Origin of the sequence: Streptomyces pseudogriseolus (assembly GCA_002154585.1) — a bacterium.
Lineage (GTDB): Bacteria > Actinomycetota > Actinomycetes > Streptomycetales > Streptomycetaceae > Streptomyces > Streptomyces pseudogriseolus.
In genome coordinates this window covers 1-15018 of sequence record MUNG01000353.1, presented here as the reverse complement: position 1 = coordinate 15018, position 15018 = coordinate 1, and the positions used below count along the sequence as shown (strand labels likewise).

Below are 15018 nucleotides of genomic sequence, written 5' to 3'. Positions count from 1 at the left end.
CCACCCGCCCGACACCGCCCATGCCAGTTCCCCCTGTACCGCCTCGACAGCCGTACGGTACGGCCCACGACCGACGGCACCTTACGGGACGGGGGCGGGGGCAGGTATCCCCGCGTATTGATGCAGACCTCGGTGCACCGGGGTTGATACGGGCCACCTGGCCCGGACGATCGACTCGAAACAAGACGGGCGGGACCGGACCGTCAGGCAAAGCCCCAGCGTACGGCCGCACAAAGCACTCGATTACGCTTCGGCGACGCCCGGGAGGATCCGGGCTGCCGTACGCCGGACCGAGGGGCTCCGGCCGGCCCGACCGTCAGGAGTACCGCCCGTGAACGGACCGCGCCGCCGCGCGCTGCTTGCCTCCGTCAACCCGATGCTGGAGCCCGGCGAGCGGATCGAGCTGGTGACCATCGTGACGACGAGCCCCGTCTCGTTCGGCCGGACCGCGGCGTTCGCCGTGGCGTCGGCGATCGTGAGCGGCGGCGCCACCACCATGGCCCCGGCGCCGACGGCGATGCACCTGGTCATGACCGACCGCCGCTTCTTCCTCTTCCGGGCGGAGCCGATGCTCGTCTGGCCGCGCGAACTGGTGATGGCCTTCCCGCGCGCGGGCCTGGTCCGCTCGGAGATCGACGACCGCACGATCAACTCGTCCTTGGTCCTGTCCTACCCGGGCCACGAACAGAGCCTCCAGCTCACGTTCACGGCGTTCAACCGCAAGAAGCGGAACCAGATGGCGGCGGCGGTGCCGGTGGCGGGGTGAGGGGGACGGGCGCGCTCGCGGCACCCGGCGACCGGACCCGGGCGGTCCGCCACGTGGTGATCAGGTCTCGTCGTTGCTCGGGAGAGCGACGAGTTCCTTCAGATCGTTCGCAACCATGACCTGAGCGAGACGACCCGCGACCGCCACGACCGTCGGCCAAGAGGGTGCCCGCAGATACTCGGCGTCGGTGTCGTTGGGTGCTTCGTCCGCGGCGGCGTTGAGAGCGGCGCCCAGTTCACGCATGAGAGCGACCTCTTCCTCGCTTCTCAGGCTGACTCCGAGGTACCGCTCGGGCTCGTCGGCGTCACAGAAGTCGTCGAAGAGCGTGTGGAAGACGTGATCGAGGTTCTCGAACACCGACGGATCGAGCCAGACGTCCCGTTGCCATGGCGGGTTGGCCAGAGCCAGGACAACGGGTTGCCTCACCTGGTACTAGCCGTTGGACGTGCAGCCCCCGGACAGGGCCAAGGTGCTGGACATGAGCGGCATCGGCTGACGGCGAGTTTTTCGTAGAGGCACGGTCATCCCACAGGGACCGCACGGGAGTACGTGTGGGGCACAGATCTTGACCGAACCATCGGGATGCTGCGGCGGCTCCACCCGGTGCGAGGGCTCGACTCTCTCGGGCGGCGTGCGGCCACCGAAGGGGACGACGTACGCGGCCGGCTGGCCCGGCGTGGACGTCATCGCTGATCGCGAGGGTGATGATCGATGCCCCCTCCCAGCCTCCCGAACGCCTCGTGGCGGCAAGTGCGAGGGGTGGTGGAACCCATGGGACCGCCACGCATGGACATGCTTGGACTCGCGGGCTCCCTGATCGAGCGCGACGACCGTTGGCTCACGACCTCTTGGCCCCGACTGTCGGCTGGATGGCCAATGGGGTCCAGCACGCTGGCCTGGGAGTATCCACCCTGACCCAGGGGGCCGCTCAATCCAGGAAGTAGGACCAGAAGGGGATGGCGGCGTACTGGTGGCCTTCGGGCGTTGGCACAGGGTGGCCGAACTCGTGGTGGAAGTAGTCGACCAGATCGGTGCCGTAATGAATGATGTCCGTCTGGTGCATCGACAACACGGGCGTACCGGTGCGGTCTGGATCAGCCAGCAAGTACCGGTGTGAGTAGATCGGCACCATCACAGGAACTCTCGCCAAGTAGGTGTGTGCCATGTCCAGGGCATCCTGGGTGTCCGCCGGCCGCGGGTCCCAGTGCGGATGCCAGAAAGCATTGTGCTGTACGTCGAACAGCACCCCATCCACCGGCCGAGCCAACCGCTCCGCCAGGTCCTCCGGGTCGCCGTCCCGCCAGTCGGGCCAACGACGGCTCCCCGTGGGCAGCCCTGCGCTCAGCAGCGTTCGGTGCTCCGGCGCGAAACGGAACCCCCAGCGCTCCTCAACGTGATCTAGTTCCCGCTCGCTCATGCCTTGCTTCACCTCGACGCGGGCAGAGAGCATGGCAAGCAACACCAGGGCGTCTTCGGCGGTCAGTGAATTCTCGTGGCTGATCGGAGACATGCGCGGAACGGTAGAGCACCTCAAGGACGGCAAGCAGGGGGATTCGCTGGGATCTCAGCCCGGGAAGCTCGGGTTCTACGGGCTCAATGGTCCCGCCGACCTGGTGTCGATCCGTGTCATGACCTGGGGCAGGCCGTCTCCGGGTGGTGGGGGGACCGCTGTTCCCTGCGGCTCCCCGCGTATCTGGCACGGGTCTGGCACGAGCGCGTTGAGGCAGGTCAGTCAGTCACGCCGCGACCCTGGCACGCCGATACCAAATCCGAAATCGGTGGAGACGGTCAACGAGTGGGCCGCAGTCCTGAGACCGTTCTCCCACTCCGGGAGTTCGTCCGCGCTCATCCACTCGCTGTAGTCCGCTGCGATGGAGAGGAACTGTGTCTCGTCCAGGGTGCAAGCTGCCACTGTCATCGACAGCCGATCGACCACTTCCTTGGGGCTCAGCTCAGCGTTCGCGAGACCGACAGCGAGGCTCACGAGGAGCCGACGGCCGGCTGTCACTTCATCGGGAAGGGGTACGCCGAGTTCGCCCAGGGCTTGGACATACAGTTCGCGGATCTCGGTCTCGTCGCTCCTGCGTGGCAGACCGGCCAGTTCGCGCAGGGCGGGGGAATCACGCCCGTCGACGAGTGCATGGGCAGCAAGCATCGGGAGTTCCTCGGGCGGGAGTACCTCTGCCACATACTGCCAAGCGCTGCGCTGCAACCGGTCCATACACTCATCGTGAGAGCAACGAAACTTCCTGGCTACCTAATTGCCGATCTGACACCGGCTTCTTTGCGGAGCGACCACTTCGTCTTGAAGGCAGTTCGGGCGGGGGAGCTGCCTTGGGCTGATCTGGCTCTCACCTGCTGCAACGGTCCACAGACGTCCGCGGTCGTCCGATTGCTTCCGTGACCACACGACCGTCGCTGGTCCCGTAGAGGTCCAGCACCGAGCCGCCGCACCACCCCGTGGCCTGGCGTGTTTCCGGCTCGCGCTCGGTTGCGTCCTGGGAAGTGGTGTACGGGTTCCCACCTGATTCGGGCGTTTGTCCTGGCGTCGGAGTGAGGGCCCGGATATGAGAACGGCCACCGGCTGATCTTTCGACCCAAGGATCGCGGGTGCTCACCAGCGTGGATGCGGGCGCTGGAGGGGGCGGGTCGGGTCACACCTTCTTGACGACGATCGTGTTCGGGACCAGCTTCTCCAGCTCGTCGACGTCCGAGGTGAAGACGGTGACCCGTCCCCTCTGCTGTCGCGCGATGACGGCGAGCACGGCGTCGATCGCGTACTTGTGGCCGTGCAACTTGGCGTCGGCCAGGAGTCGACGCGCCTGGCGAGCCTCGTCCTTTCCGATGTCGACGACCTGGAGCCGGGACAGTACCCAATCCCAGCGTTGCTCGGTCGTTCTGCCGTCGTACGCCTCGACCAGTGTCATCGGGGACGTCACCACCTCGGCTTCCCCGCGTGCCGCGAGATCGAGCCAGGCGATCATCTTCCGGTCGCCGCGCACCGCAAGGGACAGGGCTTCACAGTCCAGTACGAAGACACGAAGGGGCCGCTGTCCGTGCTCACCGGCTCGCTTCTTCACGCAGCCTCTCCGGCGTTGTGCTTTCCGGCGGTTCGACGCCGCTCGTGTTCGGCGTCGAGTTCGTCCAGCTCGACGAGCGCTGCCGCATGCTCGTCCTCGGTGACGGGGCCGTGCTCTTCCTGCAGCCAGTCGACCAGCTCCAGGAGCCGGTCCCGGTCACGCTTGAAGCGCAGCGCCTCGGCGACATACGCCGACAGGCCCCGCTCTGCCGCGTCCGCGCGGATCTCCTCCAGGAGATCCTCGGGAATCGTCACGGTCACCTTCTTGGTCGCCATACAAGAGACCATACTCCTGGTATCGCACTCCTTACCAGTGGGTCACGTGATCGACGCTCGGCGATCAGGCGGCCGGGGCGGGGCGCGGGCTGCTGTGGAAAACCTGGCTGGTGTGCCACGAGCGGTGGACCGCCGCGACGGGACGGGCACCCGGTTGAGGTCCGATGAGCGGGCGGCCGGAGAGCGCTATGACGTGCTCGCGGGCGGCGGGGCTGTGGCCGACGAAGCGCTGCGAGACCAGGATGCGGTGACTGTCACCGATGCCGAGGACGCCTCTACTGGCGGCACCTACTCGGCGATGCCCGCACGTCTACAACGTCGCAGCCTGATCAAGGGGCAGGCCGCGATGATCAGCGTCGAGGCCCTTTCCGTCTCGGGGTACGAAGGCTCTCCAGAACCGAAACAGAGCCTCCGTGCCGGATAAGGACAGGCAGGCCCGGCCTCGTGGACCGGGTGAGCGGCGCTATGCGCTCGGACGACGCATGCGCCATCGCCTGGGAGAGTGGGGGGGCAAGCCCCGCGAGGCCCAGCTCGCTCGGCTGCGGGAGGAGGACCCCAGCGCTGGCTGACCCCGCGCTTTGGCCCACCTCATTCGCTCGTGCGCTCGATGGCATCCTCGTGATGTTCCAGGCACCGCCTCCGCGGGAGGAGTGGGATCCGCCCGGGAGCCGGATCCCGAAGTCGGCTCCCAAATGGCTCCCAAAATGGCCCCCGGAACCACTCAGGAGCCCGACCCGCTGAGCGGATCAGGCCCCTGACCTGGTACTTCACTGTCGGGGTGGCGGGATTTGAACCCACGACCTCTTCGTCCCGAAGCAACTTTGATGGGTGCTCGGCCTTGGGCTGGTGCGTATCTCACCTGTGGCGATGGTCCAGGGGCGTCCGCGCTCGTCCGCCGCTGTCCGTCGGCGTTGTCACGCAGTTAGACACTCACCACCCGATCGCACGGTGCTGCGTAGCCGTGACCGGGTCGGAGCTGGACCAGTAGAGAATGGCAGGGTGGACGTAGCTGCGGAACTGTGCGCTCTTACGGGCTCATTGTCGCGAGAAGACGGGGTCTTCGGGCGTGTGGTCGACGAGGCCGGCGGATCCGTTCCGGAACTCGTGCGCCAAGTGGCCGCCGAGGCTGAAGAGGCTTGGAAGCTGTATGCAGTGGAAGGTGCAGTCGGCCCGGACACACCAGTAGAGATCGACGACGCACTCTTGCAGGTCGACGCTGAGCGCGCAGTGGAACTCATGACCTACCTGGCGACCTATGACCTCGTTTTCCCGGGCTCAGGACGACGAGACCGCCTCCATGCCCGTAGAGCGGCGGAACGTGTTGTCCGTCTGCTGGGCTATGAGGCTGCCTGGTACACGAACATCACTGACCTCTTGCCCGGAGCAAGAGCGTGGAACCCGGTCACCCGGCATACCTTCGATGGGGTCGTTGCCGGGACTGGCGGGTCCTTCACCCTGGTGTTGCTGCAGGTAGGCGAGGACTGACCCCCCTGACGTTCTGCCGCGGCCGTGTCAGCTGCGGCGTTGCGCGAGCACCGCTTTAGGAGAGAGGCTGGGTGATCTGCGGGCTGAGCTGCGGCTTCGTCGGTCGAGGAAGCGGGCGGCTACTCGGCTGCACAGCACCGGTGTTGACCGTGACTGACCCCTACATCTGGCATGGTTGTGGCACGAACCTCAGCCGACGACAGCCAGCCACGATGGCGGGTGCGCCGACCGATCAGGCGCGCGTGTGCCTCGCTGCACCCCCACCGGCCTCCGCCACGCCTCCGTTGGCGATTGATCAACCACCGTAGCGGCTGCGCAAATCTTCGGTGGTCCTTGACATCAGCCCTATGGCGCCTTGCGGTTGGACCTCTGCCAGCGGACGTTCCGTCTGGGGGTCGTAGGCAGTCAGCCCCGTTTCCTTCTCGACGATGGCCGACAGGGCAAAGACCTTGCCGAGCACGACCGCGGCATCTTCCCCTGCATGCCAGTAGGGCACTGTGATGCTCACCTCGTCACCGAAGACGGACAGGTCGATGCCGGTGCCCGAGTGGCTGAGGTCTCGGGACTCCTGTTCGTACTCAGTGATGTCCACTTCGCCCAGCAGAAACCGGGCCTGCGGGACTATGCGTTCCCAATCCTCAAGAAGGCGAGCAGGGATCGGCTCGCTGTGCTCGGCCGCGTCTTTCATCGCCTCCAGGACCTCATCCCAGGATTGCCCGTCGCGTCGGCTCAAGAAGTAGATGTCGTAGCTCATCGCGCGATCGTAGACACTCCTCTCGCTGGCGACAGTTGACCTGATCTCTCACGACGAGGGGTTGCTCACCAGTCCCGCCACCGGTCCGTGAGCTCGTGCCGGCCGAGCCCGTGCCTGGCGGTCAGGGCCGCGACGTCGACTCCCTGCTCGCTGAGCGCCTCATCGATGTAGGCGCACAACTGCTCGCGCTCATCGGTTTCGAAGGCGCACTCGTCGTGAGCATCGTTCACGGCGTTCAGGGCCAGGATGACGCGCTCCACTGCGGCGAAGATCCGTGTGTCGTCGCCCTCTGCGAGCGTGGGCACCTCGGCATCGAACACGTCGAGGACAGCATCGGTCTCCACCAGGAGCTCTTCGGGAAACAGCTCGACCATGCACGCGCAGTCGGGATCTAGGGTGCCGGCGGAAAGCTCCGCGGCCTCCATGGCTATGCCCCTGCGCCAGTTCGTCGTCGGTCTCTCAGCCATGGAGCGAACCGTACAGCGCAGGTCTGACAGCAAGACCAATCTTCACGAGGGAACCTCAGCTTGGGAAGCTTGGGTTCTCGGCAGGCGGTTGCTTGGCTGAACTGCGATGCAGCGGGCGCGGAGTCCGATTGATCAGCGGCCTGGTCCCCGCTATTCCCCGCGGTTCCCCGCACGATCTGGCACGTGTCTGGCACGGGCGCTGCCGTCAGCTCTGCGCCTCTGCCGCGAGCCACGGACTACTCGTGGTGGTTGCAGCCAGCAAGGCTTGTGCGAAGAAGCTCCAGCCGCCGCTGCCGGGCAAAATTGCGGCCAGCGTTGTTGTACCAGCCGTCCGCGTCGTCCATCCAGGCTGCCAGCACCTCACTCGCGAGGTCCGTGTTCTCCCTTGAGTGGCCCTCCTCGGTGTGGCTGCTGTGGACACTTGCACGTGTGGCACCGACTGGAGCTTGTCAGCACAAGTGGCAACTCTGTCACCGTATGTCCCTCGGATAGCCGACGAGATTCGCCCTCTCGAGTGCAAGTCGGCTGCTAGGAGGTAGATTTTCAGCCGTCCGAGGCACCTAGGCTGCTCGATTGCGCCATCCTCTGTTGGTGAGCTGTGCCACATGGGTAGGCTGATCGAGGGGGTGGAGATCTCAATGGCAGAGCAACTGCGATTCGAACGGCCGCCAGTACATGCAGTGTCACTCGCACTGCTGTTTGACACGCTGCCGAAGCTGCAGACCTTGGATCTGGCTCAGTTGCGAGTGGATTGGCGCGAGGACTACCCGATTCTTCGGGAATCCACGCCTATGCCAGCATGGCAAGCCTCGGAGCAAGATGACGTGGAGTTCGTCAGGTCCGGTTTGTCTTGGCCCATGGCTCTCTGTTCGCTCACCACGGAAGCAGGGGACAGGGAAGTTAGGTTCCAGCAAGATCGGTTCGTTCTAAAGTGGAACCTCTCCGACGGAGAGAATCCCTACCCGGGGTATCAGGCGCTTAAAGCCGAACTTCTCGCTAAGTTTGATCAATTCTCGAAACTGTCGCAGTCGGTTTCGGGTGTGCTTCCACGAGTGAAGCGAGCAGACGTAACTTATACGAATAAGATCCCTGGTGTTTCTGCTCACCAAGCAATGGCGGGCGTTCTTACCGGGTGGAAATCTGAATCATCCTTCCCTTTCCGTGTTCCAGATTACTGCGGCTTCAGGGTTCACTACGACGAATCGGAACTGGATCCGCGGGTCGCGGTACTTATTGGTGTTGACTCTGCTGTGACGGAACCCTCGGACGGCGAATTCACTGAGGGTGCGTCTCTAATCATTGACGCGGAATCCCAAGTCGACACAGAAGATGACTTTACGGACCGTATGGATCGTGCCCACGAAGTGGTGGCAGGTGCTTTTCTTGAAGTCACCAGTGACGGGATGAGAAGTCAATGGGGAGAGATCAAGTGATCACGCAACCTGCGCGAGGAGGGAAACCCTTCACTGCTGCCCCTGCTCGGGACGCTGGCGTGTGGATGATTCGCCGTAACGACGCACGGCGTGGAACGTCCCGTGTGTTAGAGAAGCGAACCAAGCTCGAACTGCAGATGTATGTGAGCGGCAAGCTGCACGAACTTAGGACGCTGCCTCTGAACTGGGATGATGCCGGCGGTGAGCCTGCCTCGCAATCCGTCACCCATGTCGCTTACCGGACGCTCGACAGGATCTCGGATCATCGAACAGTTTTCCCCTTCATCACCCCTGGTGAGGGCGGCTCCATCGTCTTTGAATGGCGAGCTGGCCGTGAGAGGCTGGAGATCGAGTTCTTCCCAGGAGAGATGCCCTATATCCGCTACGCGGAGCCCTCTGGTGGCGCCAGGGTGAGCGGGTACTTGGGTGAAGAAGGGGTGGGAGTCGAGGCCGTTAGGAGGCTCCTTTCGTCCCTCTCGCTCCGTGTGTGGGTGGCGAATCCGGCCTGGAGAAGACTTTTTTCCTGAGGGTCGGTAGCTTGCGAGAGGGGGGGGCTCTTTGGGTTCGAGTGAAAGCGATATTCCGGATGACGAGATCATCTACCGAAGGATTCCTGATAAGCCAGACTTTCTAGCCCCTGATCTGATAACAGGGAAGAAGGCACCTACTCACACGGCCTTCAAGTGGGATCCGGATGGCATCTCGGTGCATCGGAGCTCAATTCTGTCGGAGCACGACCTCGGCCCGCACTCGATGATCAAAAAGGAGGGTCAAGTTGTATACGGCTTCCCTGTTCAGGTAGTGCGCTCTTGCAAGGCGAAAGTTCTGGATGATCCGGACTTTGATGATCCCCCTATTGGGATCGCGCATGCTTTGATTCAGTGTGAGGTTCCCCGGCCGGATAGGCCGCGGAGGCGGGAGATATCCGAGGCGCTGGCTGAGGCCGCTGAGCGATGCTATCCGCCTGAGTGACAAGGTCGGTGGAGCGGCTTTGGGCTGGAGCTGCTTTGGCGCGAGTGATCATGGCCCCGTAAGCTTCCGGCGCGTCGGGCAGTCTGTGGACCTGCCCGGTAAAGCACGACGTTGGGGCCATGATCTGCGAGGCTCGCGCCAAAGTGGCTGCCTAAAGCCGTGGAGCCGACCGCCCCAGCCACGACGTACTTCATCTCTGGCACCGGGTGGCTGATTGCTGTAGCGCGCGGCACGGGCGCCGGCAGGGCTGGAGCGGGGCGGAGACAGGAGCGCAGGCCCGGCCGGGGGCCGGGCCGCGCGCGGGGAGCGGAGCGAGCCGCCTTGAACCAGTAGAGAGACTTTGAATCACGCTCATCCTGGCGGCTGTTGATGTTGCTCTTGCACCTGGTGGCTATCGGCTCGTGGTGTAGAACCCTGGGTATGGGGAGTGAACGGCGCGAGCGGATGCGGGTGCTTGGGGCACGTCTTCGGGCTCTGCGTGCGGAGGCTGGTCTGACGGGTGCGGTTCTGGCTCAGCGGGCTGGCGTGGGTCAGCCGACGGTCTCCAAGGTGGAAACCGGGCGCATGGTCCCCAGTGTCGATGTGCTGGACCGGCTGTGCCGAGCACTCAACCTCGATGAGTCGGCGGCCGGGGAAGTCCATGACCTGCTCGTCGCCGTTGAGTCTGCGATCGACACCGATTCCGAACCTGCGGGGCTGACCGCTGGGCTCGTCGTTGATGACGCGGTCCGCGGTGCTCGGTCGGTGCGGTCCTTCCAGTGCGTCGTTCTGCCTGCCCTGCTCCAGAGCGCTGAGTACGCCCGTCACGTTTTCGAGAGCGCACCGGACTCAACCCCTGAGGCGGTCGGTCGGGCTGTCGCTGCCCGTGTGGAGCGGCAGAGCGTGTTGTACGAGCCTGGGCGCGAGTCGGTGTTCGTGCTGACGGAGGCCGTGCTGCGGACCTGGCCGAGCACGCCGGCGCTGATGCTCGCCCAGCTCGACCGGCTGCTCGCCGTCGAGAGCCTGAGCACCGTCCGGCTCGGCGTCATCCCGTGGCGCCGCCCGGTGCCGCTTCTGCCTCGTCACGGATTCACGCTGTGCGACGAGCAGGCTGTCGTGATTGAGGCGTTCACCGGTGAGCGGGTGTCGGTCGACTCCGCCGAGGTGGCTGCGTACGAGGAGACCTTCGACCGCTTCCAAGAAGCAGCCGTCTTCGGGGACGAGGCGCGTGAGCTGTTGTTGCGGGTGATGAAGGAGTTCCGTGAGCTGGGAGACACGGTCACCCCTTAGAGGAATAATTCCTCTACATGCCTAGCGTGCTGCCTTGCTGCGGGCATAACCTGCCGTCGCGCTGTCTAGTCCCCTAGACGCAGACAAGGAGCTTGCCATGCGTACCAAGTGGTGCCGCGCTTTCCCCGGTTTGGCCGAGCAAGTAGTCCAGGCCCGTCACTTCGTCGCTGCCTTAGTCGCCGAGAAGGGACCGGTCGATGACGCCACCCTGGTCGTCAGCGAATTGGCCACCAATGCCGTGCGGCACTCGCTGAGTGGGGCGGAAGGCGGCTGGTTCCTCGTGGTCGTCGGCTTCGGTGACGGCTTCGTCCGCATCGAGGTGGTCGACCAGGGCGGCGAACGGGTCCCGCACCTGTGCGATGTGACCAGCCAGGAAGAGGGCGGGCGCGGGCTGCTGTTGATCGCGGCCTGTGCGAAGAACTGGGGTGTGAAGAACTGGCCCGACGGGCGTTCCGTCTGGGCGGAGCTGGCCTGGGAGGGTGTGTGATCGCGCGCCGCTCGCTGATGGGCGGCCGTTGCCATGCCGGCGGTGACGGGTGACTCCTAGGGGTGTGCCTCGGCGGCGATCGCTTTTCTTCGTCGTTGAAGGTCGTACGGGACGGCGCCTCCCGCCCATTCCGTCTAGGGCCCTAGACTCCTGGGTACTTCTGGGAGGTGTGGTCATGTCGGACGAGTTGCAGCGGATCATGGCGATCGATGATCCGTACCTGCTCCTGCGCGAGGTCACCACGAGGCTGGCCGCTGCGCAGCAGGAGGTGACCGAACTCGCCCGGCTCCGCCGCCGCGTGGTTCAGGACCTCCACGCGCAAGGAATGTCCTACGCGCAGATCGCCGAGAAGGCCGGCCTGAGCCGCGGGCGGATTCATCAGATCCGGCACACCGGCCCGGCACCTGAGGGTGCCTTCCTCGGGACGGGCTCCGTCACGGTGGTGACACCGCTCCGGTGGGACGACGCGAAGAAGCGCCCGGTCGTCGCCATGGCCGACATGAACTCCGGCAAGCGGCTGGAGGAGCTGGCGAAGTCGTACGGGCTCGACGTCAGCTCCGGCCACGTGCAGGTGAGTGGCGAGGTCGACCTCAACCGTGACGGCCTGGTCGTCGTCTGCGGGCCGGGCATGTCCCAGGCCATGCGCGACCTGTACGCCCAGGACCCGGTACTCGCCTGGGAACACCCGGAGGGCGAGCCTTGGGCGCTGGTGGACCGGCGCACCGGCACGGCGTACCACGCAGGCGCGGACCTTGAGCCGAGCCGTCCGCACGACGTCGGATACCTGGGCCGACTGCCCCGCCCGGACGGCAACGGCTCAATCCTCGCCATCGCTGGCATCCACACGGCAGGCTCCCTCGGCGTCGTCCACCTGCTCACCTCGGACCTCAGCACGCTGTGGGGACAGGTGGGGGAGCGGCACTTCTCCACCCTGGTGTGTGTCGAGTACGACCCCGAGACCGAAGAACCGCAGTCCGCTGAACTCCTCTGCCCCCTCTACCTGCACGACGAGGAGGCGACGGCGTGAACGTCGCCCTCGGCACGCTGCCCGCCGAACCAGACCAGCAGAACGAGGACTTCGCGGCCGCCGCTCCCGGTGCGGCCGTCCTCCTCGACGGTGCCGGCGTCGCCGGGGCCGAGACCGGCTGCGTCCACGGCATCGCGTGGTTCTCCTCGACCCTGGGCGGACTGATGCTGGGCAACATCGCGCAAGATCGCGCCCGGCCGCTCGCCGACTGTCTCGCCGACGCGATCCGCGGCGTTCGATCCCTGCACGAGGACAGGTGCGATCTGACCTACCGGGCCAGCCCGACCAGCACGGTCGTCGCCGTCCGCGTCGGCGGGGGAGCGCTGGAATACCTCGTCCTCGGCGACTCGACCCTCCTCTTGGCCCACCAGGACGGGAAGACGACCGCTGTCACCGACGACCGTCTGGATCAGGTCGGCAAGCAACTCCGCGCGCCGGTCGACCGACTACCCACCGGCACGCCCGAGCACGCTGCCGCCCTGGCCCAGTACCGCGACGACCTGACGGGACTCCGGAACCGGCCGGGCGGCTTCTGGATCGCCGGCCCCGAACCACGGGCAGCCGAGCACGCCCTCACCGGAACGGTGCCGCTGGAGTCGCTGGCGTCCGTGACCTTGCTGAGCGACGGCGTGACACGCCTCGTCGACCGGTTCGGCCTCGCCGACTGGACGGACGTGCTGGACGTGCTCGCGTCCGCCGGCCCGGACGAACTCATCCGCCGTGTACGGGAAGCGGAGAACGGCGATCCCGACGGGCAGCGATGGCCTCGCGGAAAGGCGAGGGACGACGCGACGGTACTCCACTGGTGTCCTGTGACATCGAAGTTTGAGTGACCAGGTCGGCCGACAAGGCTCCGGCCTCCGAGCGGTGTCAGTGGAGGGCGGCAGACTGCGCGCATGGATGCTTCTCTCGACACCGATCGCTGTGACCGTGCTGGGGTGGTGTGGGTCCGGTCGATGGGCGGCCCCTTGATCGTCGTTCCGGAGTCCTGTGTGACCGCGTGGGGTGGATGCACGGAGGACGGTTCTGTCCTCGGTGATGCCGATGGCCGTGATGACTACGACCGCGCCTGCGAGGTGGAGGACTGGGCCGGTGTCATCGCCGTAGGCGCTGGCGCCGCCACTGCGCTTGTCCTGGCCGATGAGCCTGCAAAGACGTGCTTCCTGCCAGAGAAGCTGCTGTTCGTGCGGTGGCTGGCTGCGGACTCCGAGGCCGAGTTGTTCGCGGCAGCCGAGGCGGTGCTGGCCGATCCGGACACCGCTTGGGAGGACGGCGGACTGTGGGTCACCGATGGCCCGGCGGTGTTGATGGATTCGGCTGAAGCGGGCGCCGATCTGGGAGTGGAGTATCCCGACGGGGGCCAGCCGGACCAGGCTCCAGTGCAGCTCCCGGCAGGTCGGTGGAGGGTGCGTGCGGTCCATCAGACCGGCGAGTTCCCGTGGGTGGGTGTGGCGCAGCTTGTTGCCGAGGACGGCCACCCCTGACCTTCGATGGCACGGGACACCCGCTGGGTGCCCTCGTCGTAGCCGCGCACCCAACCGTAGAATCGAACGTGTGAGCGACCAACCGTCCCGACTGGAGCTGCTGCGCTTCGCGCGCCGTGTGGTCGTGCAGCAGGCGACGGCTGCCGTGCGGCAGATCGACGGGTGGATCGCGGACGAGGAGCGGCGCGAGGCTGAGCGGCGCCGAGGTGAGGAGATGCGGCCGCCGCCTTCGGACTGGCTGCTCCAGTACGGGCTGAACCGGAGAAACGTGGATGCCGTCCATGCCGGGGACTGCTGGGCAGCGACGAAGTCGGGCCGGTGTCGTCCCGCGTCCCGCGAGCAGGTGGTTGAAGCTCTGCGGCATGGCGTGCCGGCGTGCGTGCACTGCCGCCCGGATACGGCGCTGGGTCTGCTCGACAGCCCGTGACGGTGGTGGTCTAAAAGCGGGCGAGGGGCTCCCGAATGGCGTCACCGGCCGCTGCGAGATCGGGTGGTCTCATCGACGCTCGCGCGACACGTTCGTATACCCCCCTAGACAGTTGACGGGGCGTCGGTTTACGGTAGTCGTCAACCCCCCTAGACAGTTGGGGTGGGCACCTCTCTGTGCTGTCTAGGGGGGTATTCAACGGCTCGGCGTCCACGAGGACGCCCGAATCAAGTGAGGTACAGAATGCGTGTCATCCCCGTGGACACCTCGTCCGCCACTCTGCTGGTCACCAAGCTCCCCGAGGTCAAGGTGAGGGACCGGCAGACCGGCGAGGTGGCAGTGGACCCGGTCACCAACGACCGGCTCATGGTCCTGGAGCTGGTGTTCATTGCCCAGGGTGGCTCGGACATGATCAAGGTCACCGTGCCCGAGAAGGGCATCGGCGAGGGACTGGTCATGGGCGCACCGGTGTTTCTGTCCGGCCTGATCGCGCGGCCCTGGGAGAGCGAGTTCGGCGGCCGTACTCGGCACGGCATCGCCTACCGGGCGGACGCAGTCATGGTCGACACCCCGGCCGCGGTGCAGGGCTGAGCGCCATGACCGACGCCCTGTGGATTCTGCTGTTAGCGCTGCTGGTGGCGGCTGCGCTGGCCGTTGTACGCCGTCGACTGCCGGTCCTGTCCTGGTGGCTGGTCGGGTATCCGGCCGTGACGCTGCGGGTGCTCGCCACATACCGGGCCACCATGGACGCCTGCGGCCTGACGGTGCCCGCCTCTGCCATGCGCCGGGCCACCGCCCGGATGGTGGGACGACAGGCCGCTCCCGTACCGCCTTGTCGGTCGCTGCCGCTGCCGACCGGGTCCGGACTCGTGATGCGGCTGCGCATGGCGGCCGGCCAGGCACCCGAAGACTTCAACGCTTCGGCTGACCGGCTACGGCACGCCTGGGGCGCGCACGCCGTGCACGTCCGTCCCACCAAGCCGGGACGGCTGGAGCTGCGGTTGGTCGGCTGGGACGTCCTCGCCGACGTCCGGCCCCCTCGTCGGCGAGGACGTCCCAGCCGACCAACCGCAGCTCCACCCGTCCCGGCTT

General features: G+C 66.0%; 18 protein-coding genes and 2 pseudogenes. 12 read left to right on the top strand and 8 right to left on the bottom strand.

Annotation, left to right across the window (positions count from 1 at the left end):
• Positions 1-331: 331 nt before the first annotated feature.
• Positions 332-766 carry a hypothetical protein gene (locus CCN29_RS27135; RefSeq protein ID WP_031024366.1) on the top strand — a complete coding sequence of 145 codons (435 nt, stop codon included), beginning with the start codon at positions 332-334 and terminating at the stop codon, positions 764-766.
• 60 nt (positions 767-826) lie between these two features.
• Here the strand turns inward: CCN29_RS27135 and CCN29_RS27130 are convergent, their stop codons facing one another.
• From CCN29_RS27130 to CCN29_RS27105, 6 genes and pseudogenes are all read right to left on the bottom strand, one after another.
• Positions 827-1192: an SCO4402 family protein gene (locus tag CCN29_RS27130; protein WP_442538506.1), complete on the bottom strand. Its 366-nt coding sequence runs from the start codon at positions 1190-1192 to the stop codon at positions 827-829.
• Between the two features lie 502 nt (positions 1193-1694).
• Entirely contained in the window at positions 1695-2276 is a 582-nt protein-coding gene (locus tag CCN29_RS27125) for a hypothetical protein (protein WP_086685210.1), read from the bottom strand.
• 222 nt (positions 2277-2498) lie between these two features.
• Complete coding sequence (locus CCN29_RS27120; RefSeq protein ID WP_086685208.1) at positions 2499-2987, bottom strand: hypothetical protein; 489 nt, start codon at positions 2985-2987, stop codon at positions 2499-2501.
• Positions 2988-3420: 433 nt separating this feature from the next.
• Positions 3421-3846, bottom strand: coding sequence for a PIN domain-containing protein (locus CCN29_RS27115; protein ID WP_086685205.1), 426 nt, complete (start codon positions 3844-3846; stop codon positions 3421-3423).
• Positions 3843-4121 (bottom strand): ribbon-helix-helix domain-containing protein, encoded by a 279-nt coding sequence (locus CCN29_RS27110; RefSeq protein WP_086685202.1) that lies wholly within the window; start codon positions 4119-4121, stop codon positions 3843-3845. Before CCN29_RS27110 ends, CCN29_RS27115 begins: the two co-directional genes overlap by 4 nt.
• A 64-nt stretch (positions 4122-4185) precedes the next feature.
• Positions 4186-4398 (bottom strand): annotated as a pseudogene (locus CCN29_RS27105) (phosphorothioated DNA-binding restriction endonuclease); the annotation flags it as partial.
• Between the two features lie 791 nt (positions 4399-5189).
• Here CCN29_RS27105 and CCN29_RS27100 point away from each other — a divergent pair.
• Positions 5190-5606, top strand: coding sequence for a hypothetical protein (locus tag CCN29_RS27100; RefSeq protein ID WP_143661388.1), 417 nt, complete (start codon positions 5190-5192; stop codon positions 5604-5606).
• Positions 5607-5901: 295 nt separating this feature from the next.
• On the opposite strand, the gene CCN29_RS27095 is transcribed toward CCN29_RS27100, so the two are convergent.
• Together CCN29_RS27095 and CCN29_RS27090 are read right to left on the bottom strand one after the other, a co-directional pair.
• Entirely contained in the window at positions 5902-6360 is a 459-nt protein-coding gene (locus tag CCN29_RS27095) for a hypothetical protein (protein WP_086685196.1), read from the bottom strand.
• Between the two features lie 65 nt (positions 6361-6425).
• Positions 6426-6827: a hypothetical protein gene (locus tag CCN29_RS27090; protein ID WP_086685192.1), complete on the bottom strand. Its 402-nt coding sequence runs from the start codon at positions 6825-6827 to the stop codon at positions 6426-6428.
• Between the two features lie 638 nt (positions 6828-7465).
• Between CCN29_RS27090 and CCN29_RS27085 the strand changes: the two genes are divergently transcribed.
• The 10 genes and pseudogenes from CCN29_RS27085 to CCN29_RS27040 all read left to right on the top strand — a co-directional run.
• Positions 7466-8260 carry a TIGR04255 family protein gene (locus CCN29_RS27085; protein WP_369151453.1) on the top strand — a complete coding sequence of 265 codons (795 nt, stop codon included), beginning with the start codon at positions 7466-7468 and terminating at the stop codon, positions 8258-8260.
• A gap of 104 nt (positions 8261-8364) precedes the next feature.
• The gene (locus CCN29_RS27080; protein ID WP_086685186.1) at positions 8365-8787 is read left to right on the top strand and encodes a hypothetical protein; all 423 of its coding nucleotides are present in this window, start codon (positions 8365-8367) and stop codon (positions 8785-8787) included.
• Between the two features lie 865 nt (positions 8788-9652).
• On the top strand, positions 9653-10501 hold the full coding sequence (locus CCN29_RS27075) for a helix-turn-helix domain-containing protein (protein WP_086685215.1): 849 nt from the start codon (positions 9653-9655) through the stop codon (positions 10499-10501).
• A gap of 97 nt (positions 10502-10598) precedes the next feature.
• Positions 10599-10988 (top strand): ATP-binding protein, encoded by a 390-nt coding sequence (locus CCN29_RS27070; protein ID WP_086685183.1) that lies wholly within the window; start codon positions 10599-10601, stop codon positions 10986-10988.
• A 175-nt stretch (positions 10989-11163) separates the two neighbouring features.
• Entirely contained in the window at positions 11164-12015 is an 852-nt protein-coding gene (locus CCN29_RS27065) for a sigma factor-like helix-turn-helix DNA-binding protein (protein ID WP_086685180.1), read from the top strand.
• Entirely contained in the window at positions 12012-12848 is an 837-nt protein-coding gene (locus CCN29_RS27060) for a protein phosphatase 2C domain-containing protein (protein WP_086685177.1), read from the top strand. Before CCN29_RS27065 ends, CCN29_RS27060 begins: the two co-directional genes overlap by 4 nt.
• Positions 12849-12911: 63 nt before the next feature.
• Positions 12912-13499, top strand: a complete 588-nt coding sequence (locus tag CCN29_RS27055; protein ID WP_242781936.1) for an Imm21 family immunity protein — start codon at positions 12912-12914, stop codon at positions 13497-13499.
• Positions 13500-13569: 70 nt separating this feature from the next.
• Positions 13570-13926, top strand: a complete 357-nt coding sequence (locus CCN29_RS27050; protein ID WP_086685174.1) for a DUF6233 domain-containing protein — start codon at positions 13570-13572, stop codon at positions 13924-13926.
• Between the two features lie 243 nt (positions 13927-14169).
• On the top strand, positions 14170-14517 hold the full coding sequence (locus tag CCN29_RS27045; protein WP_031020000.1) for an SCO3933 family regulatory protein: 348 nt from the start codon (positions 14170-14172) through the stop codon (positions 14515-14517).
• Positions 14518-14522: 5 nt separating this feature from the next.
• Positions 14523-15018 (top strand): annotated as a pseudogene (locus CCN29_RS27040) (FtsK/SpoIIIE domain-containing protein); the annotation flags it as partial.